The organism is Streptomyces sp. NPDC047515 (assembly GCF_040643055.1).
In the GTDB taxonomy this organism is placed as follows: domain Bacteria; phylum Actinomycetota; class Actinomycetes; order Streptomycetales; family Streptomycetaceae; genus Streptomyces.
The window spans coordinates 116,097-140,086 of record NZ_JBEYTM010000009.1; the positions used below are offsets into that span (position 1 = coordinate 116,097).

Annotated in this window: 20 protein-coding genes, 1 tRNA gene and 1 pseudogene; 8 read left to right on the forward strand and 14 right to left on the reverse strand. The window is 69.2% G+C overall.

What is annotated here, in order from left to right; all coding sequences use genetic code 11:
- Positions 1-133: 133 nt before the first annotated feature.
- Positions 134-205: transfer RNA gene (locus tag ABZ826_RS10500), tRNA-Val, on the reverse strand.
- 235 nt (positions 206-440) lie between these two features.
- On the opposite strand from ABZ826_RS10500, the gene ABZ826_RS10505 reads away from it, so the two are divergent.
- From ABZ826_RS10505 to ABZ826_RS10520, 4 genes are all read left to right on the forward strand, one after another.
- Positions 441-1,205, forward strand: coding sequence for a DUF4097 family beta strand repeat-containing protein (locus ABZ826_RS10505; RefSeq protein ID WP_361445271.1), 765 nt, complete (start codon positions 441-443; stop codon positions 1,203-1,205).
- A 175-nt stretch (positions 1,206-1,380) separates the two neighbouring features.
- The gene (locus ABZ826_RS10510) at positions 1,381-2,751 is read left to right on the forward strand and encodes a hypothetical protein (RefSeq protein ID WP_361445274.1); all 1,371 of its coding nucleotides are present in this window, start codon (positions 1,381-1,383) and stop codon (positions 2,749-2,751) included.
- A gap of 149 nt (positions 2,752-2,900) precedes the next feature.
- Positions 2,901-3,491, forward strand: a complete 591-nt coding sequence (locus tag ABZ826_RS10515) for a DUF4383 domain-containing protein (RefSeq protein WP_361445277.1) — start codon at positions 2,901-2,903, stop codon at positions 3,489-3,491.
- A gap of 92 nt (positions 3,492-3,583) precedes the next feature.
- Positions 3,584-3,814, forward strand: a complete 231-nt coding sequence (locus ABZ826_RS10520; RefSeq protein ID WP_361445280.1) for a zinc ribbon domain-containing protein — start codon at positions 3,584-3,586, stop codon at positions 3,812-3,814.
- Between the two features lie 244 nt (positions 3,815-4,058).
- Here the strand turns inward: ABZ826_RS10520 and ABZ826_RS10525 are convergent, their stop codons facing one another.
- A complete protein-coding gene (locus ABZ826_RS10525) occupies positions 4,059-4,601 on the reverse strand; it encodes a hypothetical protein (RefSeq protein ID WP_361445283.1) in 543 nt (180 codons plus the stop codon).
- A 339-nt stretch (positions 4,602-4,940) separates the two neighbouring features.
- On the opposite strand from ABZ826_RS10525, the pseudogene ABZ826_RS10530 reads away from it, so the two are divergent.
- A pseudogene (locus tag ABZ826_RS10530) lies at positions 4,941-5,550 on the forward strand (GNAT family N-acetyltransferase).
- 149 nt (positions 5,551-5,699) lie between these two features.
- Here ABZ826_RS10530 and ABZ826_RS10535 read toward each other — a convergent pair.
- The 4 genes from ABZ826_RS10535 to ABZ826_RS10550 form a co-directional block, all read right to left on the reverse strand.
- Complete coding sequence (locus ABZ826_RS10535) at positions 5,700-6,359, reverse strand: O-methyltransferase (protein ID WP_361445286.1); 660 nt, start codon at positions 6,357-6,359, stop codon at positions 5,700-5,702.
- A gap of 97 nt (positions 6,360-6,456) precedes the next feature.
- Positions 6,457-7,359, reverse strand: coding sequence for an HAD family hydrolase (locus ABZ826_RS10540; protein WP_361445289.1), 903 nt, complete (start codon positions 7,357-7,359; stop codon positions 6,457-6,459).
- 170 nt (positions 7,360-7,529) lie between these two features.
- On the reverse strand, positions 7,530-10,286 hold the full coding sequence (locus tag ABZ826_RS10545; protein WP_361445292.1) for a phosphoribosyltransferase: 2,757 nt from the start codon (positions 10,284-10,286) through the stop codon (positions 7,530-7,532).
- 118 nt (positions 10,287-10,404) lie between these two features.
- On the reverse strand, positions 10,405-11,568 hold the full coding sequence (locus tag ABZ826_RS10550) for an HpcH/HpaI aldolase/citrate lyase family protein (RefSeq protein ID WP_361445295.1): 1,164 nt from the start codon (positions 11,566-11,568) through the stop codon (positions 10,405-10,407).
- Between the two features lie 230 nt (positions 11,569-11,798).
- Between ABZ826_RS10550 and ABZ826_RS10555 the strand changes: the two genes are divergently transcribed.
- The gene (locus ABZ826_RS10555) at positions 11,799-12,671 is read left to right on the forward strand and encodes a TerD family protein (RefSeq protein WP_361445297.1); all 873 of its coding nucleotides are present in this window, start codon (positions 11,799-11,801) and stop codon (positions 12,669-12,671) included.
- 114 nt (positions 12,672-12,785) lie between these two features.
- Here ABZ826_RS10555 and ABZ826_RS10560 read toward each other — a convergent pair whose 3' ends face one another.
- The 6 genes from ABZ826_RS10560 to ABZ826_RS10585 all read right to left on the reverse strand — a co-directional run bounded on the left by ABZ826_RS10560 (position 12,786) and on the right by ABZ826_RS10585 (position 17,571).
- Entirely contained in the window at positions 12,786-13,520 is a 735-nt protein-coding gene (locus ABZ826_RS10560) for a Tellurium resistance (RefSeq protein WP_361445300.1), read from the reverse strand.
- 203 nt (positions 13,521-13,723) lie between these two features.
- Positions 13,724-14,869 (reverse strand): DUF475 domain-containing protein, encoded by a 1,146-nt coding sequence (locus tag ABZ826_RS10565; protein WP_361445303.1) that lies wholly within the window; start codon positions 14,867-14,869, stop codon positions 13,724-13,726.
- A 70-nt stretch (positions 14,870-14,939) separates the two neighbouring features.
- Positions 14,940-15,515 (reverse strand): TerD family protein, encoded by a 576-nt coding sequence (locus ABZ826_RS10570; protein ID WP_361445306.1) that lies wholly within the window; start codon positions 15,513-15,515, stop codon positions 14,940-14,942.
- 157 nt (positions 15,516-15,672) lie between these two features.
- Positions 15,673-16,248 carry a TerD family protein gene (locus ABZ826_RS10575; protein WP_361445309.1) on the reverse strand — a complete coding sequence of 192 codons (576 nt, stop codon included), beginning with the start codon at positions 16,246-16,248 and terminating at the stop codon, positions 15,673-15,675.
- Positions 16,249-16,395: 147 nt separating this feature from the next.
- On the reverse strand, positions 16,396-16,854 hold the full coding sequence (locus ABZ826_RS10580; protein ID WP_189541777.1) for a peroxiredoxin: 459 nt from the start codon (positions 16,852-16,854) through the stop codon (positions 16,396-16,398).
- A gap of 279 nt (positions 16,855-17,133) precedes the next feature.
- Positions 17,134-17,571, reverse strand: a complete 438-nt coding sequence (locus ABZ826_RS10585; RefSeq protein WP_351075805.1) for a DUF3052 domain-containing protein — start codon at positions 17,569-17,571, stop codon at positions 17,134-17,136.
- A 469-nt stretch (positions 17,572-18,040) separates the two neighbouring features.
- Between ABZ826_RS10585 and aceE the strand changes: the two genes are divergently transcribed.
- Positions 18,041-20,782 (forward strand): pyruvate dehydrogenase (acetyl-transferring), homodimeric type, encoded by a 2,742-nt coding sequence (gene aceE, locus ABZ826_RS10590; protein ID WP_361445313.1) that lies wholly within the window; start codon positions 18,041-18,043, stop codon positions 20,780-20,782.
- A 64-nt stretch (positions 20,783-20,846) separates the two neighbouring features.
- Here the strand turns inward: aceE and ABZ826_RS10595 are convergent, their stop codons facing one another.
- Complete coding sequence (locus ABZ826_RS10595; protein ID WP_361445316.1) at positions 20,847-21,263, reverse strand: peptidase inhibitor family I36 protein; 417 nt, start codon at positions 21,261-21,263, stop codon at positions 20,847-20,849.
- Positions 21,264-21,438: 175 nt separating this feature from the next.
- Positions 21,439-23,049 carry an MFS transporter gene (locus ABZ826_RS10600; protein ID WP_361445319.1) on the reverse strand — a complete coding sequence of 537 codons (1,611 nt, stop codon included), beginning with the start codon at positions 23,047-23,049 and terminating at the stop codon, positions 21,439-21,441.
- Positions 23,050-23,164: 115 nt separating this feature from the next.
- On the opposite strand from ABZ826_RS10600, the gene ABZ826_RS10605 reads away from it, so the two are divergent.
- Positions 23,165-23,857 carry a TetR family transcriptional regulator gene (locus ABZ826_RS10605; protein ID WP_361445322.1) on the forward strand — a complete coding sequence of 231 codons (693 nt, stop codon included), beginning with the start codon at positions 23,165-23,167 and terminating at the stop codon, positions 23,855-23,857.
- Positions 23,858-23,990 lie beyond the last annotated feature (133 nt).

Genomic DNA, 23,990 nt, shown 5'->3' on the forward strand with positions numbered 1-23,990 from the left:
GGTGTCGATGCGTGCTGAGGAATGTTCATCTTCCTGGGGATGTGGCATCCATGTGGCATCGATCATGGAAACAGCCCCCCGGCCGATGCCGACCGGAGGGCCCATTTAGGCTTTCACCTGCGGTTTCCTACTGTGGGCGCGGACGGTTTCGAACCGCCGACATCTGCTTTGTAAGAGCAGCGCTCTACCCCTGAGCTACGCACCCGTGGATGAGGCAACAGCGTACATGGCCCACGGCCCACGGTCACAAACGGTTCCGGGGTGGTAGTGGGCGGGAGGCAAGGGGCCTGGGGCGGCGTGGGTGGGCCGGGTGGGTTTCCGGGGGATATCCCCACCCCTTTTCCGGTAGCCGTCCCGATTCTGGCCGGTGGCCGGGCTGCGTACGGTGAAGCCCACACCGTCGGGGACCACCCGTCGTACGACCTGGGGGAAAGATCATCGTGGCACTCCGTACCCGCACTCTCATCGCGTCCGGTGGGGCCGTGCTTCTCGGGCTTGTCCTCACCGGCTGCGGCAGTACGGACTCCGCCGACGCGCCCGCCGAGCACAAGTCGTTCGCCCTCAGCGGGAAGACGCTGACCATCCGCTCCGCGCACACGTCCCTGGAGCTCGTGCCCGCCGATGTGCGGAAGGTCGAGGTGACGCGTCGGGTCGACGGCTGGGTGGTCTTCGGGAACGGGCCCGATCCCAAGTGGACGATGCAGGACGACACGCTCACGCTGCGGGTGAAGTGCAAGGCGATCATCAGCGACTGCGCCTCGCAGCACCAGGTGAAGGTGCCGCGCGGGGTGGCTGTGATCGTCAAGGGCGACAACGGGAAGGTCGTCGCGTCCGGCTTCGACACGCCCCTCACCCTCCACTCCGACAACGGGAAGGTGACCGTCCGGGATTCCAGCGGGCCGCTCAAGCTGGAGAGCGACAACGGCGCCGTCGTCGCCGAAGGGATCTCGGCCACGTCCGTGTCGGCGCGGTCCGACAACGGCATGGTACGGCTGGGGTTCACCTCCGTGCCTGATCTCGTGGAGGCCGAGAGCGACAACGGAGGGGTCGCCATCGATCTGCCTGGCGGGTCCGTGAGGTACGCGGTGAGCGCCACCGCCCGTAACGGAAGCACCTCGGTGGACGCACCGCGAAGCGATGACAGCACCCACGTGGTGAAGGCCCACAGCGACAACGGCCGAGTCACGGTGCGAAGCGTGAACTAACCGGCCCGTGTGTTCGTCCTACCTGGTGGGAGAATGATCCGGGCAGGGCGAATCGGCACGGGAGAGGGATGTGACGGCGACACACGCGCAGCCACAGGCGAGAGCGGGTGGGAGTTCCGCCGTCGGGAATGCCCCTGCCAGGGATGTCGCTGTCAGGGACGTCGTTCTCAGGAACATGAGGGACGACAGGAACGTCAGGGGTGTCAGAGGCGCCCAAGGTGTCAGGGGCGTCGGGGATGTCCTCCTGCTGATGTTGCTGCCCGTGCCGCTGCTCGCCGCCGCGTTGCCCGCCTCGTTCGCCGGGGGCGGTACGCGGCGCTGGTTCGGCGGGCGCGGGGAGAGTCAGCGCGCCGAGGCACAGGCCGCGAAGGACGCTGCCGCCGCCGCTTTCTACGAGCTGGACACGGCTCAACGCGATCTGCGGATCTCGATCGAGACGATCACCGCGGTGGACAGTTCGCCCGGTGCGCGCAAGGCCGTGGACGACTTCGCCGCTCTCGGGCGGCGGATCGACGAGGCCAGTCGTATGTACATCACCGCGGTCGATGCGCACGACCTGGACCGGGACGATCTGGAACCGGCGGTCGCGGCTCAAGCCAGGACCGAGCTGACCAAGTCCAAGGACGAGCTGGTACGGGTCAAGGGCGAGCTCGACCGCTTCGCGCAGGGCCTCGGGCCGCTGCTGGGCGACGCGGAGAAGCAGCTCGCCCGGCTCGCGCCCGCCGTGGAGCGAGCCCGGCAGGCGCTTCTCGGTGCGAGCAACGCTCTCGACGCGGTGCGGGCGTCCGGACTGCGAGCGGACGATCTCGCCGCGCGGCTGGCCGCCCTGGCTCCTGAACTGACCAAGCTCAACCAGGGCGCCGGCCGGCACGGTGTTCCGGAAACCTTGCAGCGCGCCGACCGAGTGCTGCGCGATGCCGAGGCGGTACGTGCGGAGGCCGCCCAGCTGCCCGAGCGGGCCGCCGAGATCGATCACCGGCTGGTGTCGTTGCGGACCCGTGCCCAGGCGCTGACGACCCGGGCCGGCTCGGTGGAGCCGGTGCTGAGCGAGCTGCGGCGGCGCTTCTCGGCGGCGTGCTGGCAGGACCTGCAGCCGGTGCCGGAGCAGGCGGCGACCAATGTGCGGCAGGCCGAGGAGAAGCTGAAGGAAGCGGCCAGGGCGCGGGACGAGCAGCAGTGGGCCGACGCGACGTCCCGGCTGAGCACGGTCCGCGCCCTGCTGAACGCCACGGACGAGGCGGTGTCCGCGGCCGGTGACCGGCTGCACCGGCTCAACGACGTGGCCAAGGACCCTCAGCAGGAGATCCAGCGGACCCGCTTCGCGATCCGGGACGCCCAGCGCCTGGCCATGGCGGGGCGCAACACGCCCGATCCGCGCCATGCCCGCCCGCTGGACGACGGTGTGGCCCGGCTGGAGCGTGCCATCGCCGGACTGGAGGGGCGCCACCCGGACTACTGGCATTTTCTGACCGAGACCGAAGCCGTGCGTCGGACGGCTGCGCGGGTGGTCTCCGAGATCCGTGAGGAGCGCGGGGCGGGCGGCTGATGTGCGGGCGGGTCGGCCAGGGCGTCCCCGATGTGCCGGGCCGGGCTCCGCGGCCACGTGCCGGGCCGGGCTCCGCGGCACTTCTGATGTGCGGGGGCAAGGTCGTGGGCGGATCCTGGTAGTACGCCCGAAGGAGACCGGAGACCGACATGGCCACCCACGCGCTGCACGCCACCGGACGACACACCCCCCGACGCCGCCGTACGGCCAGCCAGCTCGACAAGCACCTGCCGATCGACCACCGGCTCAGCAGCGTCTACCGCGTCGGGGCGGGGCTGATGGGGCTGGTGCTGCTGGCCTTCGGGATCCTGGGACTGATCGACGAGATCGGTTTCTTCAGCACCGGCGGCGCCACTGTCGCGGGCCTCAACACCAACGGCGCCCTCAGCGTCCTGTCCATCTGCGTCGGCCTGTTGCTGTTCATCGGGATGGTGATCGGCGGCAACTTCGCCTCGACGCTCAACATGGTTCTGGGCATCGCCTTCATCCTCAGCGGTTTCATCAATCTCGCGCTGCTCGGAACCGGCTACAACTTCCTCGCCTTCCACCTCCAGAACGTGCTGTTCAGCTTCGTGGTCGGCCTGATGCTGATGGTCTTCGGGATGTACGGGCGGGTCAGCGGCGGCCTGCCCCACGACAACCCGTACTGGCGGTCCCGCCACCCCGACGAGGTCGAACGGGAACTGCGGATGGTCCGGAAGGCGACGAACGCGTCGATGCCGGTCGTTCGCCGTCGCTGACCCGCCCGACCCGCCCGCCCGGCTCCCTCGCCCGACCCGCCCAACCCGCCCGCCCGGCTCCCTCGCCGGCCGGTGCCGGATAGCCTGGGCGCATGCCTCGTTACGAGTACCGCTGCCGCTCCTGCGGAGACACGTTCGAACTCAGCCGCCCGATGGCCCAGTCCTCGGATCCGGCCTCTTGTCCCGCCGGGCACGCCGACACCGTGAAACTGCTCTCCACTGTGGCCGTGGGTGGTTCGTCCGCCAAGTCCGCCCCCGCCGCCCCGTCGGCCGGTGGCGGAGGGGGCGGTGGCGGCTGCTGCGGCGGGGGTTGCTGCGGCTGAGAGCCGGGGCGGGCCTTGGGAGTCGAATCAGCAGGCCGCCGGACCGCAGCGCAGCGCAGGGCGGCCGGCCACCGGGCTTCGGCTCCGTGCGGCACAAGAAGCGCAACACCGTCGGAAGCGTGACACCGTCGGAGCGCCACACCGTCGAGCGGGCGGTCGACAAGCTGCAACAGTTCCGGGGCCGTCGCCACCCGGTACTGCAAGCGCGGGTACGTCTACCCGGGCACCGTCACCGCTGCCGCGGTCATGATCGGAGGCTCTGGCCCGCCCACTCCCGCAGCAGTCCCTCCCGTTCCGCCTTCCGAGGGGACCCTCCCTCCCAGGCGCGGCCCCACTCCGACATCGCTGCCAGCGTTGTGGCCATCGTTGCGGCGCCCTCCGTGAGGCGGGACAGGAGGGCGCGGGAGAGGTCGACCTCTGTCGGGGAGTAGCCGACGGCTGCGGCCACGTAGGTCGCCAGCTCGTAGTCGCCGTCGCGTGATTCCACGCACACCGTCATCATCGCCGGGGCCTCGTCCACCCGGCCCGGGCCCATGGGCAGAGCCAGGTTCACCACCGTGCCCAGAGCCAGGTCCTTGACCGCGCCGACCTGCCGCTTCAGGGACTTCACGGGGACGTCCGCCACCGTCAGCGCACGCACGTCCTCCCACAGGTGGAGGCCGGACTGTCTGTCGCCGAGGGCCACCACGCCCTCGGGGGTCAGGCGTACCCCGGGAGCCAGACCGGACGGCTTCGCACCCACGTACACGTCGCCCTCGACGATCCAGAACAGGCCCACCATGGCCATGGATTGCTCACTTCTCCCGACGGCGGCGCGGCCGCCGTGTCACACATCAAACGATCAGGCCGTCCTCCGCAACTCGCGAAGGAGCCGGGAAGTTCCCGCTTCCCGTCCCACACACGCCCCTAACCGAGGGATGTCTCTCCGACCGCCTCGGGCCCCGATGCCTGGCACGGGAGCTCGCTGTCCTGTTGCCATACCCGCTCGTTCGGTCTGCGGCTTGCAGAGCTGTCCGACGGGCCATGTGACGGGCCATGTGACTGCCTTGTCGGGCTGTTCCTTTGCCACCCGCGAGCCGGCCACCCGCCGTCCACTCAAGATCATAAAGCGTACAGAATGACCCGTATGCCTATATCGAACACCCCGAAGACGGCAACGGTCGACGACGCTCAACTGGTCAGCCGCGCCCTACCCCGTGCGTTCGACGACGACCCCATGATGCGCTGGTTCTTCCCCGACGATTCCTCTCGCGAGACGGGGGCTGAGCCGTTACTTCACCACCCTCTTCACCCGGCAGTACGCCCACCACGGCGTGTGCGAGCACACCGACGCTGCGGCCGCCTTCTGGGTGCCGCCGGAGGGGCAGGAAAAGGCCGTTCCTGACGCGGAGACCATCCAGGAGCTCCAGAACATCCTCGGCGACCGGGCTCCGCTGTTCCGCGACGCCGTGGAGGCAGCGGCCGAGCACGCACCGACGGAATCCCACTGGTACCTGGCAGTGATCGGTGCCGACCCGGCCGCCCAGGGCCAAGGGCACGGAGCCGCCCTGCTGCGCTCGGGGCTGGCCAAGGCCGACGCGGCGGGTCTGCCCGTCTGCCTGGAGTCCTCCAAAGCGTCCAATCTCCCCGTTTACGAGCACTTCGGCTTCACCGTGCGCAAGGAGATGCGACTGCCGGGAGGTGGTCCGATGCTGTGGGCCATGCGGCGCGAACCCCGCCGTCCGGCCGACGCCTGAGGACCGCCCGGCCGACGCCTGAGGACCGTCCGGCGGGCTCTTGACGGACCCACGACCGCATCTCGGCAAGGGTGACCGCGCCGTGGAAGACGTACGCTCTCCTGTCGTACCCGGTCGCCACGGTGCGGTCACCACGGCGCGCACACGCCTCAGCGCTTACGGGACAGCGTCAGCCCGTCCGACACGGTGAGCAGCACGCTGTCCATCCGCTGATCGGCCGCCACGTGGTCGTTGAACTCCTTGATCGCCGCCGCTCCGCCGGTCGCCCGCGGGTCGGTCACCCCTCCGTGGAAGAGCACGTTGTCCGTGACGACGAGACCGCCCTGGCGCATGCGGGGCACCAGCTCCTCCCAGTACGGGATGTAGTTGCCCTTGTCCGCGTCCAGATAGGCGAGATCGATGTGCGGCTCGGCCGGCATCGCCCGCAGGGTGTCGAGCGCGGGGGCGATGCGCAGCTCGATCCGGTCGGCGACGCCCGCCTTCTCCCATGCCTGCCGACCGTAGGCGGTCCACTCCTCCGAGATGTCGCAGGCGATCAGTCGCCCGTCGGCGGGCAGCGCCTGGGCCATCGACAGGGCGGAGAAGCCGGTGAACGTCCCGACCTCCACGATGTGCCGGGCCCCGGTCAGCCGGACGAGAAAGGCGAGCAGCGGTCCCTGTTCCTCGGCCGACTGCATGCCCGCATGCTCGGGCAGGCGGGCGTACGTGGTCTCGACGAGCTCGCGCTGCACCGCGTCGAGCGGTGGATTGTGCGCCAGCATGTACGCGTACAGCTCGTCCGTGATCTTGGTTTCGTTGCCCTTGGTCATCGCATGCTCCTCGTCGGTCCTGCCGGGCCCGCGCCGCCCTGTCCCTGCATGCTGCGAGGAGCGCGGGCGAGAACGCGGTGACTGTAGTCGCTGATCATCACCGGTACGCGGGACCGGGCGCGCGTCGGGCGCGCGTCGGATCCGGAGCAGCCACGGATCGGCGCGTGTCCGTGGGGGGTCGGAACACCTGTCCCTGGCCCTGGCCCGAAGCCCGCAGGAAGTGCCGCAGGATTTCCTCTCCCGCCGCCACACCGTGCCCGGCCGTCACCTCGACATGCGGGGCGCTCCAGCCGGTGTCGGCGAGTTCACCGTGGGCCGGGCGCCAGGCGCGGTCGGCGGCGAGGAGCAGATCGGCGTCGAGGAGGCTGTCACCGGCGGCGAGGGTGAGCGTGGCGCCGGTGCGCCGGGCGACCTCATTCATGGCGGCGCTCTTGGTGAGCGGACCCGGTACGGCGTAGATCTTGCGGCCCTGGAGGGAAACCGTCCAGCCTCGGGTCTCCGCCCACTCCCCCAGTTCCTCGACCCAGCCCTCGGGCAACAGCGGGCGTTCGACGACGAGATAGGCGAAGAGGTCCTCGGCGACGCGCTCCTTGAGCAGCCAGGCGGGGTCGGCCGCCGCCAGGAGATGGGCGCGGACCTCGGCGAGCGAAGCGCATTCGTCGGCGAGCCTGCGGGAGACCCGCGTGTGCCAGTCGGGGTCGGATTCACCGTCGACGAGAAGGTGTCCGCCGTTGGCACAGATCGCGAACCGCGGTGCGGGGCCGGGGAGATGGATGCGCCTGTACTGCTCGCGGGTGCGGGTGGTCGTCGGGACGAACATCGTGGAGCGGGCGAGCCCGTCGAGCAGTGTCGCGGCCGTCTCGGTCAGGTAGGAGAGCGGCTTGCGATCGTACACCTCCACGCAGAGCAGCCGGGGGGCCTCGGCGTCCGGCAGGGGGAGCTGGAGCGCCGCCGCCGAATAGATGAGAGTGCGGTCGAGGTCACTGGCGACCAGTGTCACAGGGGCGGCGGGAGCGGGCGGCGTGGCAGGGGCGACCCCGGTGCCAGTCGCGGGCGGTGTCGCCGGGGCCGCCGGTACGGCCGAGGCCGCCGGGCTCGCCGGGGTGGCTCGCGGCGTCGACGTCGCCGTGATCACCGGAGCAGTCGCAGTCGCCGGAGTGGCCGGGGACGTCACTTGGACTCCACCGCCTTGCCGTTCGCGCCCGTCGCGCCCCTGGTGTACTTCGGGTGGATCAGACCGACGCAGGTGTAAGGGAGTCCGTCGACCTCCTCGACCGGGACGCCCCGCTGGTCGGCCAGCAGACGGATGTGCTCAAGGTCCGCGCCCGCACCGCGCTTGGCGAGGATCTTCCACGGGACGCGGCGCAGCAGTACGCGGGTCGTCTCGCCGACACCCGGCTTGACCAGGTTCACATCATGGATTCCGTACTCCTCGCTGATGCGCTCCACGGCGGCCCAGCCCTCCCAGGTCGGGGCGCGGTCGACCGCAAGCAGCTCCTTCACCTCGGCGTCCACGGCGTCGACGACCTCGTCGAAGTGGGCGGCGACGGTGTCCTGGAAGTGGCCGGACACATCACTGTCCGCAAGCTCCCGGTAGAACTTCGCACCGTGGAAGTCGTCGGGGCCGACCAGGTCGGAACGGAGGACGGTCCGCGAAATCAGCCCGGACACGGTGGAGTTGAGGCAGGCGGACGGAATGAGGAAGTCCGCGCGGGTGCCATAGGTACGGACGCAGCCGCCGGGGTCCGCCAGGACCGCGATCTCGGGGTTGAAGCCGTCGAATCCGGCGAGCGCCGCGGACAGTTCACGGGTGATCGCGCCCTTGCCGGTCCAGCCGTCGACGAAGACGACATCCGCCGGATCGTGGTGGGCGGCCAGCCAGCGCAGGGCGTTGGCGTCGATGCCGCGGCCCCGCACGATCGAGACGGCGTAGTGCGGCAGGTCGAGCCCGTGCCGCTGCCGGGCCCAGCGGCGCATGAGTACGCCTACGGGGGTGCCGGCCCTGGCGAGCGAGACCAGGACGGGGCGGGGGGTGCGCTCGGCGAGGACCGTCTCGGTGACGGTGCCGACGGCGCGGGCGACGCGGGCGGCCGACAGATCCAGCGCCGCCTTGAACAGGCCCTGGTACTGGGCGGACGGCTGGTACTCGACGGGCAGCGACTCGGCGTAGTGCGCGCCCCCGCTCTGTATGGCCTCCTCGCGCTCCTCGGTGGGCGCCTCCAGTTCGACGTCGGAGAGGTCCTGGAGCAGCCAGCCGACGTCGTCCGGCGCGTAGGAGGAGAAGGCGGGGCCGCGGAGGGGCTCGGGCAGCATGGGGGGTTCCTGCCGTTCGGGGGCGTACGGGGTGAGGCCCGACGCGGTGCGTGAGGCGGCGTACGACGGGACGTACGAGGGGACGACGACGAGCAGCACATGGTCGGTGTGGGCGTCGAGCTGCGCCAACAGGCCGTCGGGGGCGTGGAGTTCGGGGGTGTCGGCGGTGGAGTCGACGACCACGACCACGGCGTCGAAACCGGCGCCCGCGACGTTGTACGCGTACCGGTCACCGGGTCCGTCGGCCGGATTGTCATGGGCCGGGAAGACCAGCCGGGTGCGTATCGCATAGCCGGGGTCGTCCACCGCGAGGACGGGGGAACGTGTGGTGGTGGAGTACCGCACCTCGCTGCCGGTGTGGTCCTCCAGGGCCGTGCCCAGGCGCAGGGGCGCGTACATCAGCTCCTCGAAGCCGAGGACAAGTACGCGTCGGGTGTCACCCAGTGCTGCGGCGATACGGGCGGCCATGGCCGGAAGGGCCGGCTCCAGGGCGGCCCGGTGGGCGGGGGTGAAGCCGTGCCGTCCGCCGTCGGGCACACCGGCGGGCCACTGGAGGTCCACCCGGGTGCAGAAACCGCGCCCGGGTTCGACGCCCGCTTCCGGGGCGGCGGAACCGGCTGCCGAGGGAACGGCGGCACCGGTTGTGACGCCCGCCTCCGGGGCGGCGGAACCGGTTGCCTGCGACCTTGCGAAGGCCGTCGCTTCGGTGGCCACCTGCTCCGGGCTCACCGGACCGGCCGGTCCCGGCCTCGCGGAGCCTGCCTCCTCCTGTGCGGCGACCAGCGCCTGGCCCTTCTCCAAGACGCCCTCAGGGAGGGTGAGGCTGCCCGAGCTCCTCGTCACCAGGTCGACGCGTGCGCCGGTCTCCGCGGCGAACTCGGTCAGCCGCCCGTGGTCGGCCGCCGACCGCATGTCCACCAGGGCGACGACGACGTACCGGCTCCGGGGGTACCGCTCGTGCAGCGCGCGGATGGTGTTGAGCACGGTGTTGCCCGTGGAGAACTCGTCGTCCACCAGCACCAGCGGCGCGCCGGCGCTCAGACCTGTACCGGCGCCCGGATCCGTGTCCGCACCCGCGTGCACCTCTGCGCCCGCACCCGCACCGGCTCCTCCGCCTGTCGGGCCGCAGTCGCCCGCCAGCAGAGCCGGGTTCTCCGGGAGCAGCAGATGGGAGGTGGCGTGCGAGTGCGACTCCTCGAAGCCTCCCGCGCGCTCCACGCCCTCGACGGGGCGGCGCGTCGAGTGGAGGTACGGAGCCACCCCGAGCCCGTCGGCGACCGCGTGTCCGAGACCGGTGGCCGTCTCCGCGTAACCGAGCACCACCGCCCGGCGTGCCGCGGCGTCACCGAGGAGTTCGCGCACCCGTCGGCCGAGTTCGAAGCCGGCGGCGTACACCACGGAGGGCTTCTGCGGCACGTGCTTGCCGAGCACGTTCGACACGAGCAGATGGGCCCGCTTGGGGTTGCGGCGCAGGGCGAGGCCCAGCAGCTCCCTCAGCTCCTTGTCGCCGTCGGGGCTCCCGTCGCCGACCAGCTCGACGCCCAGCCGCTCCGCCACCCAGTTGCCCGACCACACCACGTTCACTGCCTCTTTCCCTGCTGCGCGCTCGCTCATCGAGACACACCCGTTCCGCGAGACACACCCGTCCTGCGGAGCTCACTCACCCCATGGAGCCGACTCGCCCAGCGGAGCCCTCTCGCCCCTTGAAACCCGCCCACTCCCCGAGCCGCGCTCATTCCGCGAGGCCCGCGGCCAACAGCTCCACGAAGCCGACGTCCTCCCTCGCCACGCCGAAGACCTCGGCCCGCTGCAGGGTCCGCTCGGCCCAGGCGCGGTGCGGCTTCACCTCATTCATCTTGTTCGTGTACGCCGAGCGCATGACGCCACCGCCGTCACGCTCCGGGCGCAGGATGTCCTGTGCGTCGCTGAACTCCTCATGACTGACCACGGACAGCGCATGCACGGGCGCGACGTGTGACGGATGGATGCAGGTCTTGCCGAGCAGGCCGTTGGCCCGGTCGAGCTCGATCTCGCGCAGCAGGCCGTCGAGGTCGTGCTCGATCAGTGCCGTGCGCAGTTCCTCGGCCCGCCCCTCCAGGAAGGGGCTGCGGCGCAGCTGCGGTTTGAACATGCGCTCCTGGAGCCGGAAGTACTCCCACACCGGCCCGGTGATCGTGAAGCCCGTGCCGTCCGCCCGGCCCAGGACATTGACCACGTCACCGATGACGGCGGCGACGATCTGTACGTCGTACGCCGTCATGTCGGGCGCCCTGCGGAGCCCGTACGCCGAGCAGAAGTCGGTGACGCCGAGCCGCAGCGCGAGGACCCGCTCGCGGTACTTGTCGACGGTGCGGGCTATTCCCCGGAGCGCTTCGCCACGGGTCTCCAGATGCAACAGCTCGGGCGATTCGAGAACGGGCATCGCGAACAGGCGCTGCCCGCCCACCGTCTCGGCGTTGGCGAGTGCCTCCAGGTACGGTACGCCGCGTTCTTCGGTGAACTTCGGAAGTACAAAACCAGACAACAATCGGACGGTGCGACCGAGCCGGCCCACCAGGTCCACTATCTGGCCCGGCTCCCGGACCCGGATGAAGAGCAGGGGCACATCGGCGCCGCGCGCATCGAGGTCGGCGAACTGTCTGACCAGGTTCTCCTCGGCACCGACGACCTCGGAGTCGTCGATCGAATCCTCCAGGCACAGCACCATCGAGACGACACCGCGCCCGACCTGCTTGATGACGTCGTCAGCAAGCCTCGGCCTGGTGGCAGGGCTGTACAGGGTCGCTCCCAGAGCGGCCGAAAGCACGCGGGCCGGTGAGTCCGCGCGGAATTCGCACGGCTCCTGGAAGAACAGACCCTCTCTCGCAGCGGGCGCTATATGCCCGAAATGACGCATGTGATTCCCCGAACTGCCTGACGGGCCGGACGACGTATGGCCGGTAATAGTACGTACGGACGGGTGTCAACAGTTCCCCGCAGGCATGAATTCCGGGTAACTCGTCCATTTCCCGACGGGTCCATGTACTGCGGACGACACGGTTCCGACGCGGTTCCGACGCACCGCCGGGACACGCGGTACGCCCCCCGCGTTGTCCGCGCGGGCAGCCGGCAGGCAGGATGACGGGCATGACGCACGCGATGGTGAAAGGCTCGAACGTCCCTCTGGACGCCTTGGCCGTACGGGCCGTGCTGCGCTGGTCCCCGGGCGCCGGGGTTCCGGATGTGGACGCCTCGGCCCTGTTGCTCGGAGTCGGTGGCCGCGTGCGCTCGGACGAGGACTTCGTCTTTTACAACCAGCCCCGTCACCCCTCCGGCCTGGTACGACGGCTGCCGAAGCGCAGCGTCCCCGAAGGGCTCACGGACAGCATCGAGGCCGACCTGGGCGCGCTCGACGCCTCGGTCGAGCAGGTGGTCGTCGCCGCGTCCTCCGACGGAGCCGCATTCGCTCAGGTGCGCGATCTACGCATCCTGCTGTACGACGCGGCCTCGGCGGACGGGGATCCACTCGCCGTCTTCGATGTGCGGCCGGAGACCGGCGAGGAGACGGCGATCATCTGCGGCGAGCTCTACCGGCGCGGCGATGGCTGGAAATTCCGGGCCGTGGGCCAGGGCTATCCGACCGGTCTGGTGGGTCTGGCGACCGCCTTCGGCATCTCGGTCGACGAGTCGGAGGCCGCGGCGGAGCCCGATCCTTCTCCCTCTCCCGTTGCGGCGCCCCCGTCTGCGGTGCCGCCCGCGTTTCCGCCGCCCGCGCCCCCGTTCCCGCCCGCACCGGCCCCCGGCCCCGGCTCCCAGGCCACGGTCCAGCACCAGCAGCCGGCCTACGGACATCCGGAGCCCGCGGTGACCCCGCCGGCTCCGCAGCCCGCATACGGGTATCCGCAGCCGGCTGCCGCTCAGCCCGCCTACGGCTATCCGCAGCCGGCCGCGGCCGCCGCGCCCGCCCCCGACCCGAATTTCGTGCTGCCGCCGCAGGGGCCGCAGTTCATACGGTCCTGAGGCAGCCCGACGACAACCGAGGGGCGGCCCCGCGACGGCCGAGAGCCGACGCCATCTGCCGCCCCGAGCCGCCCGCGGCCACGCCCCCGTACCGCCGACGGTCCGGCGCGCCGCTCAGGCCCTGGACTTGTAGCCGCGCCCCCACTGCATGCCCCAGCCGTACAGCCGGTCCAGCTCCGACTGGAATCCGTACACGAACTTCACCTCGCGCCGCACGATCAGGTCGTCCTTGACGTTCTCCACCGTGAACACGGCGCAGGAGCGGGCCTCCGGGGCGTGCTCGTCGAGTTCGATCTCGATCCGCGGGCCGTTGCCCGGGTAGAGCGTCACCTTGGCGTGCGTACGGTCGAAGGCCGGCGTCTGGTCGTAGATGTAGACGAAGAACAACAGCCGCTTGATCTGGTCGTGCTGGTCGAGATTGACGTAGACGGTCTCGCCCGACGGCGCCCCGAAGCGGTCGTCCCCACTGAGCCGGATGTACGGCGGTGCGTTCAGGTCGCCCATGAGGTTGCCCAGCGGCTGGACCACGCCCTTGGTGCCGTCCTTCAGCTCGTACATGCAGCCCAGGTCCAGGTCGACGTTGACCACGCCCTGGGTGTGCGCCTGGACCACGTCGGGCTTGAAGAGGTTCATGGGCCGCAGCAGCCGGCCGCTCTGCCGCGATCTGCCCTCGATGTCCGACGTACGCATCCGCCAGGAGAGGTTGACCCGCAGATTGCCGGTCAGCGCGCCCTGTTTGGTGAGCGAGACCGTGGCGTGCCGCTTGGAGAGCACGATGGAATTGGTCGACGCGCTGCCCGACTCGAACTGTGCCTCACGTCGCGGCCACAAGCTGTCCCAGAACGCCATCCCCAACCCCCACACCTATCGGTAGAAAAAGTTCCCCGGCCCCGCGGCCGTCCCGTGCGTCGCACAGGTCACCCACATCACTGCGGGGCGGCCGCCGGGCCGGGTCCCGGTGATACCGGAGAACCGTCGCCGTGCGGACCGCCCCGCTGAGAGCGTTCCTCAATTCCCCCCGGGTCACACCCCGGACGGATATTCCTGCCGGGTCACACCCCGGACGGAACCTCTTCCCTGGAATCCGCGTCGTCGCCCCCGCCCGCGGCCTCCAGCGCCTTGTTGCGCCGGACCGAGGACCAGAAGGACCAGGCGATCAGCACGACGCCGACGAGCCCGGTGATGATCTCGTTGATCTGGTACTGGATGGTGACGAGGAGAATGACCGCCAGCGCGCCGATGGCGTAGTGGGCGCCGTGCTCCAGGTAGACGTAGTCGTCGAGCGTGCCCTGACGGACCAGGTAGACCGTCAGTGAACGGACGTACATGGCGCCGATACCGAGGCCGAGGGCCATCAGCACGATCTCGTTGGTGATGGCGAAGGCGCCGATGACACCGTCGAACGAGAAGGAGGCGTCGAGCACTTCCAGGTACAGGAACATGAAGAACGCGGCCTTGCCGGAAAGCGCGATCGCGGACATCTTCTTGCCGCTCTTCCTGGCCTCCTCCTCGGCCTCGGCCTCCCGCTCCTCCTCTTCCTCCAGTCTGTTCTCGAAGAAGCCCGAGAGACCGCCGACGATGAGGTATGTGATCAGACCCGCGACTCCGGCGAGCAGTACGGTCTCCGCCTTGTCCGCGTGGCCGCCGCCGTGCTGGTGCGCGTTCGTCGCGAAGGTCAGGGCCGCGATCAGCAGCACGATCAGCGCGATGCAGACCGACAGCATGTCGACCTTGCCGAGCTTGGCGAGCGGGCGCTCGATCCAGCGCAGCCACTGGATGTCACGCTCCTCGAAAATGAAGTCGAGGAAGATCATCAGAAGGAACATGCCACCGAAGGCGGCAATCGCCGGGTGGGCGTCCGTGACGAGTTGCTGGTAGCGGTCGGGCTGGTTGAACGAAAGATCGACCGCTTCGATCGGACCCATCTTGGCGGTGACGGCCACGATCACGACGGGGAACACCAGCCGCATGCCGAAGACCGCGATGAGCACGCCGACCGTGAGGAAGATCTTCTGCCAGAAGGCACTCATCTTCTTCAGGATCCCGGCGTTGACCACCGCGTTGTCGAAGGACAGCGAGATCTCCAGGACGGAAAGGATCGCGACTACGCCGAGAGCCTGCCACCCTCCGTAGAACATCGCTGCGACCAGGCCGAGCGCGGTAATCGCGAACGACCAGCCGAAGGTTTTCAGAAGCACTGGCTACCTCATCGTGTATGAACGGGTCTCCCCCGGGTGAGTACGGGGCTCCCCCGCGCCGTGCGCGGCTTTACGAAACGTTGACCCCGAAGTCTAGAGCGATACCGCGCAGTCCCGACGCGTACCCCTGTCCCACTGCACGGAACTTCCACTCGCCGTTGTAGCGATAGAGCTCGCCGAAGATCATCGCGGTTTCCGTCGACGCGTCCTCGGTGAGGTCGTAACGCGCGAGCTCCTGGCCGTCCGCCTGGTTGACCACGCGAATGAACGCATTGCCGACCTGGCCGAAGGTCTGCCCCCGGTTGTCCGCGTCATGGATCGAGACCGGAAAAATGATCTTGTCGCAGTGCGCGGGCACCTGAGTGAGGTTCACGATGACCGACTCGTCGTCGCCCTCGCCCTCACCCGTGAGGTTGTCACCGGTGTGCTCCACGGAGCCGTCGGGGCTCGTGAGGTTGTTGTAGAACACGAACCATTCGTCGCCGAGCACCCGGCCCGACTGGCACAGCAGCGCGCTGGCGTCGAGGTCGAAGTCGGCCCCCGTGGTGGATCGTGCGTCCCAGCCGAGCCCGACCAGCACCTGGGTGAGGTTGGGTGCGGCCTTGGAGAGGGAGACGTTGCCTCCCTTGGCGAGTGTGACGCCCATGGTGTGTCCTCCCCGAGTCGATGAACCGTCTGTTGAGCCGGCGAGCCGGCGAGCCGGCTTTGAGCGCGTCCGGCGCCGCACAGGGTGCGGCGCCGGACGGGATGCATGCCTACGTGACCCGGGTCGCTCCTCGACGGCTCGGCCCGGCCGCGCCTTCTCAGACGTTGACGCCGAAGTCCTGCGCGATGCCGCGCAGCCCCGAGGCGTATCCCTGACCGATGGCACGGAACTTCCACTCCGCCCCGTTGCGGTACAGCTCGCCGAAGACCATGGCGGTCTCCGTCGAGGCGTCCTCGCTCAGGTCGTAGCGCGCCAGCTCGCTGTTGTCGGCCTGGTTGACGACGCGGATGTACGCGTTGCGCACCTGGCCGAAGCTCTGCTGGCGGGTCTCGGCCTCGTAGATCGAGACCGGGAAGACGATCTTGTCGACGTCGGCAGGAACGCCGGACAGGTTCACCTTGATGACTTCGTCGTCGCCCTCGCCCTCACCGGTGAGGTTGTCACCGGTGTGCTCGACGGAGCCGTCGGGGCTCTTGAGGTTGTTGAAGAAGACGAAGTTGCCGTCGTTGCCGACCTTGCCCTCCGCGTTCGTCAGCAGGGCGCTGGCGTCGAGGTCGAAGTCACCACCGGTGGTGGTGCGGGCATCCCAGCCCAGACCGACGACGACCGCGGTCAGGTTGGGCGCGGCCTTGGTCAGCGAGACGTTGCCGCCCTTGCTGAGGCTGACTCCCACGAGTCCTCCCATTGGTTTCTTTGGGGGCCGGCGGGCGCCGGCGCCTCCACGTTGCGTTGGCATCCGATGAACGAGTGGATCCTAGTGACCGGTTCCCGGCCAAAGCAGGCTTTTGGCCGGGACGCCCGCAGATCCGCCGCTCGCGGGTCAGAGCGCGTCGAGCGCCTTGATGTAGTCGTTGAGGTCCCGTGCGTCGGGCAGGCCGTTGACGACGGTCCAGCGCACCACGCCCTCCTTGTCGATGATGAAGGTGCCGCGCACCGCGCAGCCCTTCTCCTCGTCGAAGACGCCGTACGCCCGCGAGGTCTCGCCGTGCGGCCAGAAGTCCGAGACCAGCGGGTACTCAAGGCCTTCCTGCTCGGCAAAGACACGCAGGGTGTGGATGGAGTCGTTGGAGACGGCGAGCAGCTGCGTGTCGTCGTTCTCGAACTTCGGCAGCTCGTCCCGGAGCGCGCAGAGCTCACCCGTGCACACGCCGGTGAAGGCGAACGGGTAGAACAGCAGCACGACGTTCTTCTCGCCGCGGAAATCCGAGAGCTTCACGGTCCGGCCGTGGTTGTCCTTCAGCTCGAAGTCCGGGGCCTTGGTGCCGACCTCGATCGCCATGAGACGCGTCCCTTCGCTACGTTCACCGGGCTGGGCTGTCCGGGTGGCTCCCACCCTACGCAGGGCCCGCAGCAGGCCACGCAGCGCCCGCGCGGGGCGTCCTGCGCCTCACCCGCCCGCCCGGACGCGGGGCCTCGCCCCGTGCGGGCCGGCGGCCGTGCAGGGGGGCGGGCATCGGCAGCCGTACCGCGCGGAAGGCTTCGGCCACGCGGAAGGCCCCCGGTGGCTCGTGCTCATGCCAGTCGGGGGCCTTCGGGGCGAATGGGTGGCGAATGCCGTTCAGCGCTTGGCTCGGGCCGCCTTCGGTGTGACCAGACGGCTGCCCGTCCAGTCCTTGCCCGCATTGATGCTCTTGGTCTGGGAGAGACCGGCGGTCTGCGCAGACTCGTTGATGTCGCTCGGTTCGACGTATCCGTCACGGCCGGTCTTCGGCGTCATCAGCCAGACCGCGCCGCCGTCCTCGATCAGACCAATGGCATCCACCAGCGCGTCCGTAAGGTCGCCGTCCTCGTCGCGGAACCACAGCAGGACGACGTCGGCGACGTCGTCGTAGTCCTCATCGACGAGTTCCTGGCCGATAGTGGCCTCAATGCCCTCACGGAGCTCCTGCTCGACGTCGTCGTCGTAGCCGATCTCCTGGACCACCTGTCCGGGCTCGAACCCCAGGCGTGCTGCCGGGTTGGTCCGCTCCTCCGCGTGGTCCGCGGTCGCGCTCACGGGTTGCCTCCTGATCATGTTTCGGAAAATGCTTCAGCCACGCGCGTGCGCGGGGCGTTGGCCGTAGTCCACACGGGAGCGGCGGATCGCGCAAGTACCCAGCGTCCGAGACCGCCTAAACGGTGACGTTCCCTGCCACGTCGCCGCGCTGTCGGCAGGTCCCCTGCGGGGGCCGCGCTACCGTCCACACCCTTTACGTCCTTCCACAGCTTATGCCGTTTCGGTCCGCCATTCGGAGTCGAACATCCTTTGGGAACGCTTGGACGGGTTGGGCGTATGGTTGCGGTTTGGACCAGCCCATCCCCGCGCTCCGGACGTGATGTCTCGCAACACGGCGGTTACCCCTCGGTAGAGATGACGTTTACGCCCTCGCGGTACACGATGGTGATGGCGTACATGCATACACCTCGGGGGCATGTCCTCCCGTGGCCAGGCCCTGTAGAGCAGCACCGAACAGCGAAGGAACAGCGTGGCTTCCGGATCCGATCGCAACCCGATCATCATTGGCGGCCTGCCCAGCCAGGTCCCGGACTTCGATCCCGAAGAGACCCAGGAATGGCTCGACTCGCTCGACGCCGCGGTCGACGAGCGAGGCCGTGAGCGGGCCCGTTACCTGATGCTCCGGCTCATCGAGCGTGCGCGCGAGAAACGCGTCGCCGTGCCGGAGATGCGCAGCACGGACTACGTGAACACGATCGCCACGAAGGACGAGCCGTTCTTCCCCGGCGACGAGGAGATCGAGCGCAAGGTCCTCAACGCGACCCGCTGGAACGCGGCCGTGATGGTGTCGCGTGCCCAGCGTCCGGGGATCGGCGTCGGCGGCCACATCGCCACCTTCGCCTCCTCGGCCTCGCTGTACGACGTGGGCTTCAACCACTTCTTCCGGGGCAAGGACGACGGTCTGGGCGGCGACCAGATCTTCTTCCAGGGGCACGCCTCCCCGGGCATCTACGCCCGCGCCTTCCTGCTCGACCGGCTGAGCGAGGCACAGCTCGACGCCTTCCGCCAGGAGAAGTCGAAGGCGCCGAACGGTCTGTCAAGCTACCCGCACCCGCGGCTGATGCCGGACTTCTGGGAGTTCCCGACGGTCTCGATGGGCCTCGGCCCGCTCGGCGCCATCTACCAGGCCCGGATGAACCGCTACATGGAGGCGCGCGGCATCGCCGACACCTCCAAGTCCCATGTCTGGGCCTACCTGGGCGACGGCGAGATGGACGAGCCCGAGTCGCTCGGCCAGCTGTCCATCGCCGCCCGTGAGGGCCTGGACAACCTGACCTTCGTGGTCAACTGCAACCTGCAGCGGCTCGACGGCCCGGTGCGCGGCAACGGCAAGATCATCCAGGAGCTGGAGTCGCAGTTCCGGGGAGCCGGATGGAACGTCATCAAACTGGTCTGGGACCGCTCCTGGGACCCGCTGCTCGCGCAGGACCGCACGGGCATCCTGGTCAACAAGCTGAACACCACGCCGGACGGCCAGTTCCAGACGTACGCCACCGAGTCCGGCGCGTACATCCGTGAGCACTTCTTCGGGGACGACCCGCGACTGCGCGACATGGTCAAGGACATGACCGACGACCAGATCCTGCACCTGGGCCGCGGCGGTCACGACCACAAGAAGGTCTACGCGGCCTACGCGGCGGCCAAGGCCCACAAGGGCCAGCCGACGGTGATCCTAGCGCAGACGGTCAAGGGCTGGACCCTGGGGCCGAACTTCGAGGGCCGCAACGCGACCCACCAGATGAAGAAGCTCACGGTCGAGGACCTCAAGCGGTTCCGCGACCGGCTGCACATCCCGATCACCGACAAGCAGCTGGACGAGGGTTACCCGCCCTACTACCACCCGGGCCGCGACTCGGAGGAGATCCAGTACATGCACGACCGCCGCAAGGGTCTGGGCGGTTACGTCCCGACCCGTGTGGTGCGCGCGAAGCCGCTGGTTCTCCCCGAGGACAAGACCTACGCGACCGCGAAGAAGGGTTCGGGTCAGCAGTCGATCGCCACCACCATGGCGTTCGTCCGCATCCTGAAGGACCTCATGCGGGACAAGGAGATCGGCAAGCGCTTCGTGCTGATCGCGCCCGACGAGTACCGCACCTTCGGCATGGACGCCTTCTTCCCGAGCGCGAAGATCTACAACCCGCTCGGCCAGCAGTACGAGGCGGTCGACCGCGACCTGCTGCTCGCGTACAAGGAGTCGCCGACGGGTCAGATGCTGCACGACGGCATCTCCGAGGCCGGCTGCACGGCCTCGCTGATCGCCGCCGGTTCCGCGTACGCCACGCACGGCGAGCCGCTGATCCCGGTGTACGTCTTCTACTCGATGTTCGGTTTCCAGCGCACCGGTGACCAGTTCTGGCAGATGGCCGACCAGCTCGCGCGCGGCTTCGTGCTGGGTGCGACCGCCGGTCGTACGACGCTGACCGGTGAGGGTCTCCAGCACGCGGACGGCCACTCGCAGCTGCTCGCCTCGACCAACCCGGGCTGTGTCGCGTACGACCCGGCGTTCAGCTATGAGATCGCGCACATCGTCAAGGACGGTCTGCGCCGGATGTACGGCGGGACTCCCGAGGAGAACGAGGACGTCTTCTACTACCTCACCGTCTACAACGAGCCGATCCAGCACCCGGCCGAGCCCGAGAACGTGGATGTCGAAGGCATCCTCAAGGGCGTGTACCGCTACAAGGCCGCCGAGCGGGGCGAGATCCCGGCCCAGATCATGGCGTCCGGTGTGGCCGTCCCATGGGCGGTCGAGGCGCAGCGGATCCTCGCCGACGAGTGGAACGTCCGGGCGGACGTCTGGTCGGCGACCTCCTGGAACGAGCTGCGCCGCGAGGCCGTGGACGTGGAGCGGTACAACCTGCTGCACCCGGAGGAGGAGCAGCGCGTTCCCTACGTCACGCGGAAGCTCTCCGGCTCGGAGGGCCCGTTCGTGGCGGTCTCGGACTGGATGCGTTCCGTGCCGGACCAGATCGCACGCTGGGTGCCCGGCGCGTACCAGTCGCTGGGTGCGGACGGTTTCGGCTTCGCCGACACCCGTGGCGCGGCCCGCCGGTTCTTCCACATCGACGCGCAGTCGATCGTCCTCGCGGTGCTCACCGAGCTCGCGAAGGAGAACCGGATCGACCGTTCGCTGCTGAAGCAGGCGATCGACCGGTACGAACTGCTGAATGTGACCGCGGCCGACCCGGGCGCGGCCGGCGGCGACGCGTAAGCACGGCGGATCACGGCCGAAGGGCGGCGGAACCAAGGGTTCCGCCGCCCTTCGGCGTGTCCTGTCAGTTCTCCCAGACCTTGAAGGCCCTGATCTGGTACGGGGACCGGGGCACCCAGGTGCCGCCGCCCGGGTAGGTCTCGAACTCGCCGGTCTCGGCGCACTCCGCGGACTGGTACGTGGTGACCGGCCGGCCGGTGCGGTTGGCGAGCGCCTGTGCGTTGCCGCCCTTCGGCAGCGGGACGCAGCTGTCGATGTCGATCGTGGACAGTTCATGGATCTGCCGGGCGCCGGTGAAGTCCGGCTTCGCCCAGAGGCAGAGCTGCCCGCTTCCGCAGGCACCGGGCCGGGCGGGCGCGGAGTGGGGCGCGGTCCGCGGGATCGCGGAGTGGGCGGTGGCGCGCGAGCTCGCGGAGTGGGCCGCGGTCTGCGGGATCAGGGCGGTTGCGGCCAGGGCGGCGGCAAGAATGGTCATGCGCATGGAAATCGACCCCCGTGGTGGTGCGAATCAGTTGCACGCACCCTGACCTGCGGGGCAGCGTCCGGGGAAGGGGTCGCGGGCCACACCACCCGGATAGGCGACAGCCCCGCCGGACGGGTCCGGCGGGGCTGTCGTACGCGCCGTGTTGACGCCGTGGCGGCGTCGTGACGGGCGATCAGATGTGACCGGCGCCCGCGCCCGCCCCGGCATTCGCACCGCGCTTGGTGAGCGTGGCGACCAGCGCGGCGACCACCGCGACGATGCCCGCGACCATGAATGCCGTGCTCATGCCTGACACGAACGTGTCGTGTGCGACGCCCGCGATCTTCCCCGCGACCTCCGGCGGAACGTTCCCGCCCACCGGCGGGATGCCGACCTCGACGGCAGAGGAGGCCTGGTCCATCTTCTGCGGGCTGAGCGGCGGAAGCTCCGCAGCCTTCCAGTTGTCGGGCAGCTTCGAGCTGACCTGCGAGGCCATGACCGCGCCCAGCACCGCCGTACCGAGGCTGCCGCCGACCTGCATGGCGGCCTGCTGCAGACCGCCCGCGACGCCGGAGAGCTCCATCGGGGCGTTGCCGACGATGACCTCGGTGGCGCCGACCATCACCGGGGCGAGGCCGAGACCGAGCAGACCGAACCAGATCGACATGGTCAGGGTGCCGGTGCCGGTGTCCAGCTGGGACATGCCGAACATGGCCACCGCCGTGCACACCATGCCGCCGACCAGCGGGACCCGCGGGCCGAACTTGGTGATCAAGGCGCCGGCGAGCGGCGAGGCGACGATCATCATCCCGGTCAGCGGCAGCAGATGCAGACCGCTGTCGATCGGGCTCAGACCGTGCACGTTCTGGAGGTAGAAGGTGACGAAGAACAGCCCGCCCATGAAGGCGAAGGCCATCAGGACCATCAGGACCGCGCCCGCCGACAGCGGCACGGACCGGAACATCCCCAGCGGGATCAGCGGCTCCCTGACGTTCTTCTGGGAGAAGGCGAAGACCACGAACAGGACCACGGCGGCGCCCAGGAAGCCGAGCGTCCTGTAGTCGCCCCAGCCCCACTCCGAGCCCTTGATGAGTGCCCAGATCAGGCAGAACATCGCCTGCGACAGCAGCACGATGCCGCCGACGTCGAAGGAGCGCGGCGCGTTCTCGGCGCGGTGGTCCTTGAGGATCACCAGGCCCAGCAGGAGCGCGATCACGCCGACCGGCACATTGATGAAGAAGACGGACTGCCAGCTGACGTGCTCGACGAGCACACCGCCGAGGATCGGTCCGCCCGCGGTCGAGGCACCGATCACCATGCCCCAGATACCGATCGCCATGTTCAGCTTCTCGGCCGGGAAGGTGGCGCGCAGCAAGCCGAGCGCGGCGGGCATCAGCAGGGCGCCGAAGAGGCCCTGGAGCACCCGGAACACGATCACCAGCGCGACGCTGTGGGAGAGGCCGATGGCCCCCGATGCCGCGGCGAAGCCCACGACTCCTATGAGGAAGGTCTGGCGGTGGCCGAACCGGTCACCGAGCTTGCCCGCGGTGATCAGGGAGACCGCGAGGGCGAGCATGTAGCCGTTGGTGATCCACTGGACGTCGGCGAGCGATGCTCCCAGGTCCTTCTGGATGGCGGGGTTGGCGATCGCGACGATCGTGCCGTCGAGCGCGACCATCATCACGCCGATGGCCACGGAGAAGAGCGTCAGCCAGGGGTGGCCGCGCAGCCCCTTGGCAGGTGCGGGCACGGCGGTGTCCCGCGGCTCCCGCGACGCCTTTTCGACGGTGGTCTGACTAGTCATGCCCGGGAGATTAGTGTCAGCCTCTGACAGTTGACAAACCATTTCACTAGTCAGTGACTGTCACGTAGCTCACAGGTACGCTGAGCTGGAAAAAGCAGGAAAGAGGACCACTTCAGTGACCGATGGGCAGCGGGCCGTGCATCCGACCGGACGGTGCGGACGGCCGACCGGACTGCGTGAACGGAAGAAGCGACGCACTCGGGACGCCCTGCTCCACGCCGCCCTCGATCTTTTCATCACCCAGGGGTACGAGGAGACCACGGTCGACCAGATCGTCGACGCGGTCGAAGTCTCCCAGCGCACCTTCTTCCGCTACTTCGCCAGCAAGGAGGAGGTCGCCTTCGCCATCCAGAAGATGGTGGAGTCGCACTTTCTCTCGGAGCTGCGCCGACGCCCCGCCGCGGAGGCCCCGTTCGAGGCGATGCGCCGCGCGGTCCTCTGTGCCTGGAACAGCATCGGTGAGGCCATCGAGGCGATCGTCACGGTCGAACTCCACATGCGCACGTACCGGATGATCGAGTCGACGCCGTCGCTGCTCGCCGCCCACTTGCGGCGCAGTATCGATCTGGAGAACCAGATCGCCCTGCTCATCGCCGAGCGCGAGGGGGTCGACGTGGAGACGGACCCCCGGCCGAGGGTCGCCGTGGCGGCGTTCAGCGGGGTGATGCGGGTCACCGGGCAGCTCTGGGGGCAGGGGCACGACGCCAGCGTGGACTCGCTGCGCGCACTGACCGAGGTGTACCTGGATCAGCTCGTACCGGCGCTGGCCGGGAACTGGCGGGCGGGGGCCGACGCCGGGTCCGGGTAAAGCCATGGAGGCTCCGTCCGATGTGCTGTACGCCTCAGTGCCACGACATGACCGACTTCACAACAGCCGTGCCCCGGCGGCCATATGCGACGCTCCGAGGGCGCTCCGCGCGCCTGAGTGTGCGTGCCGCACC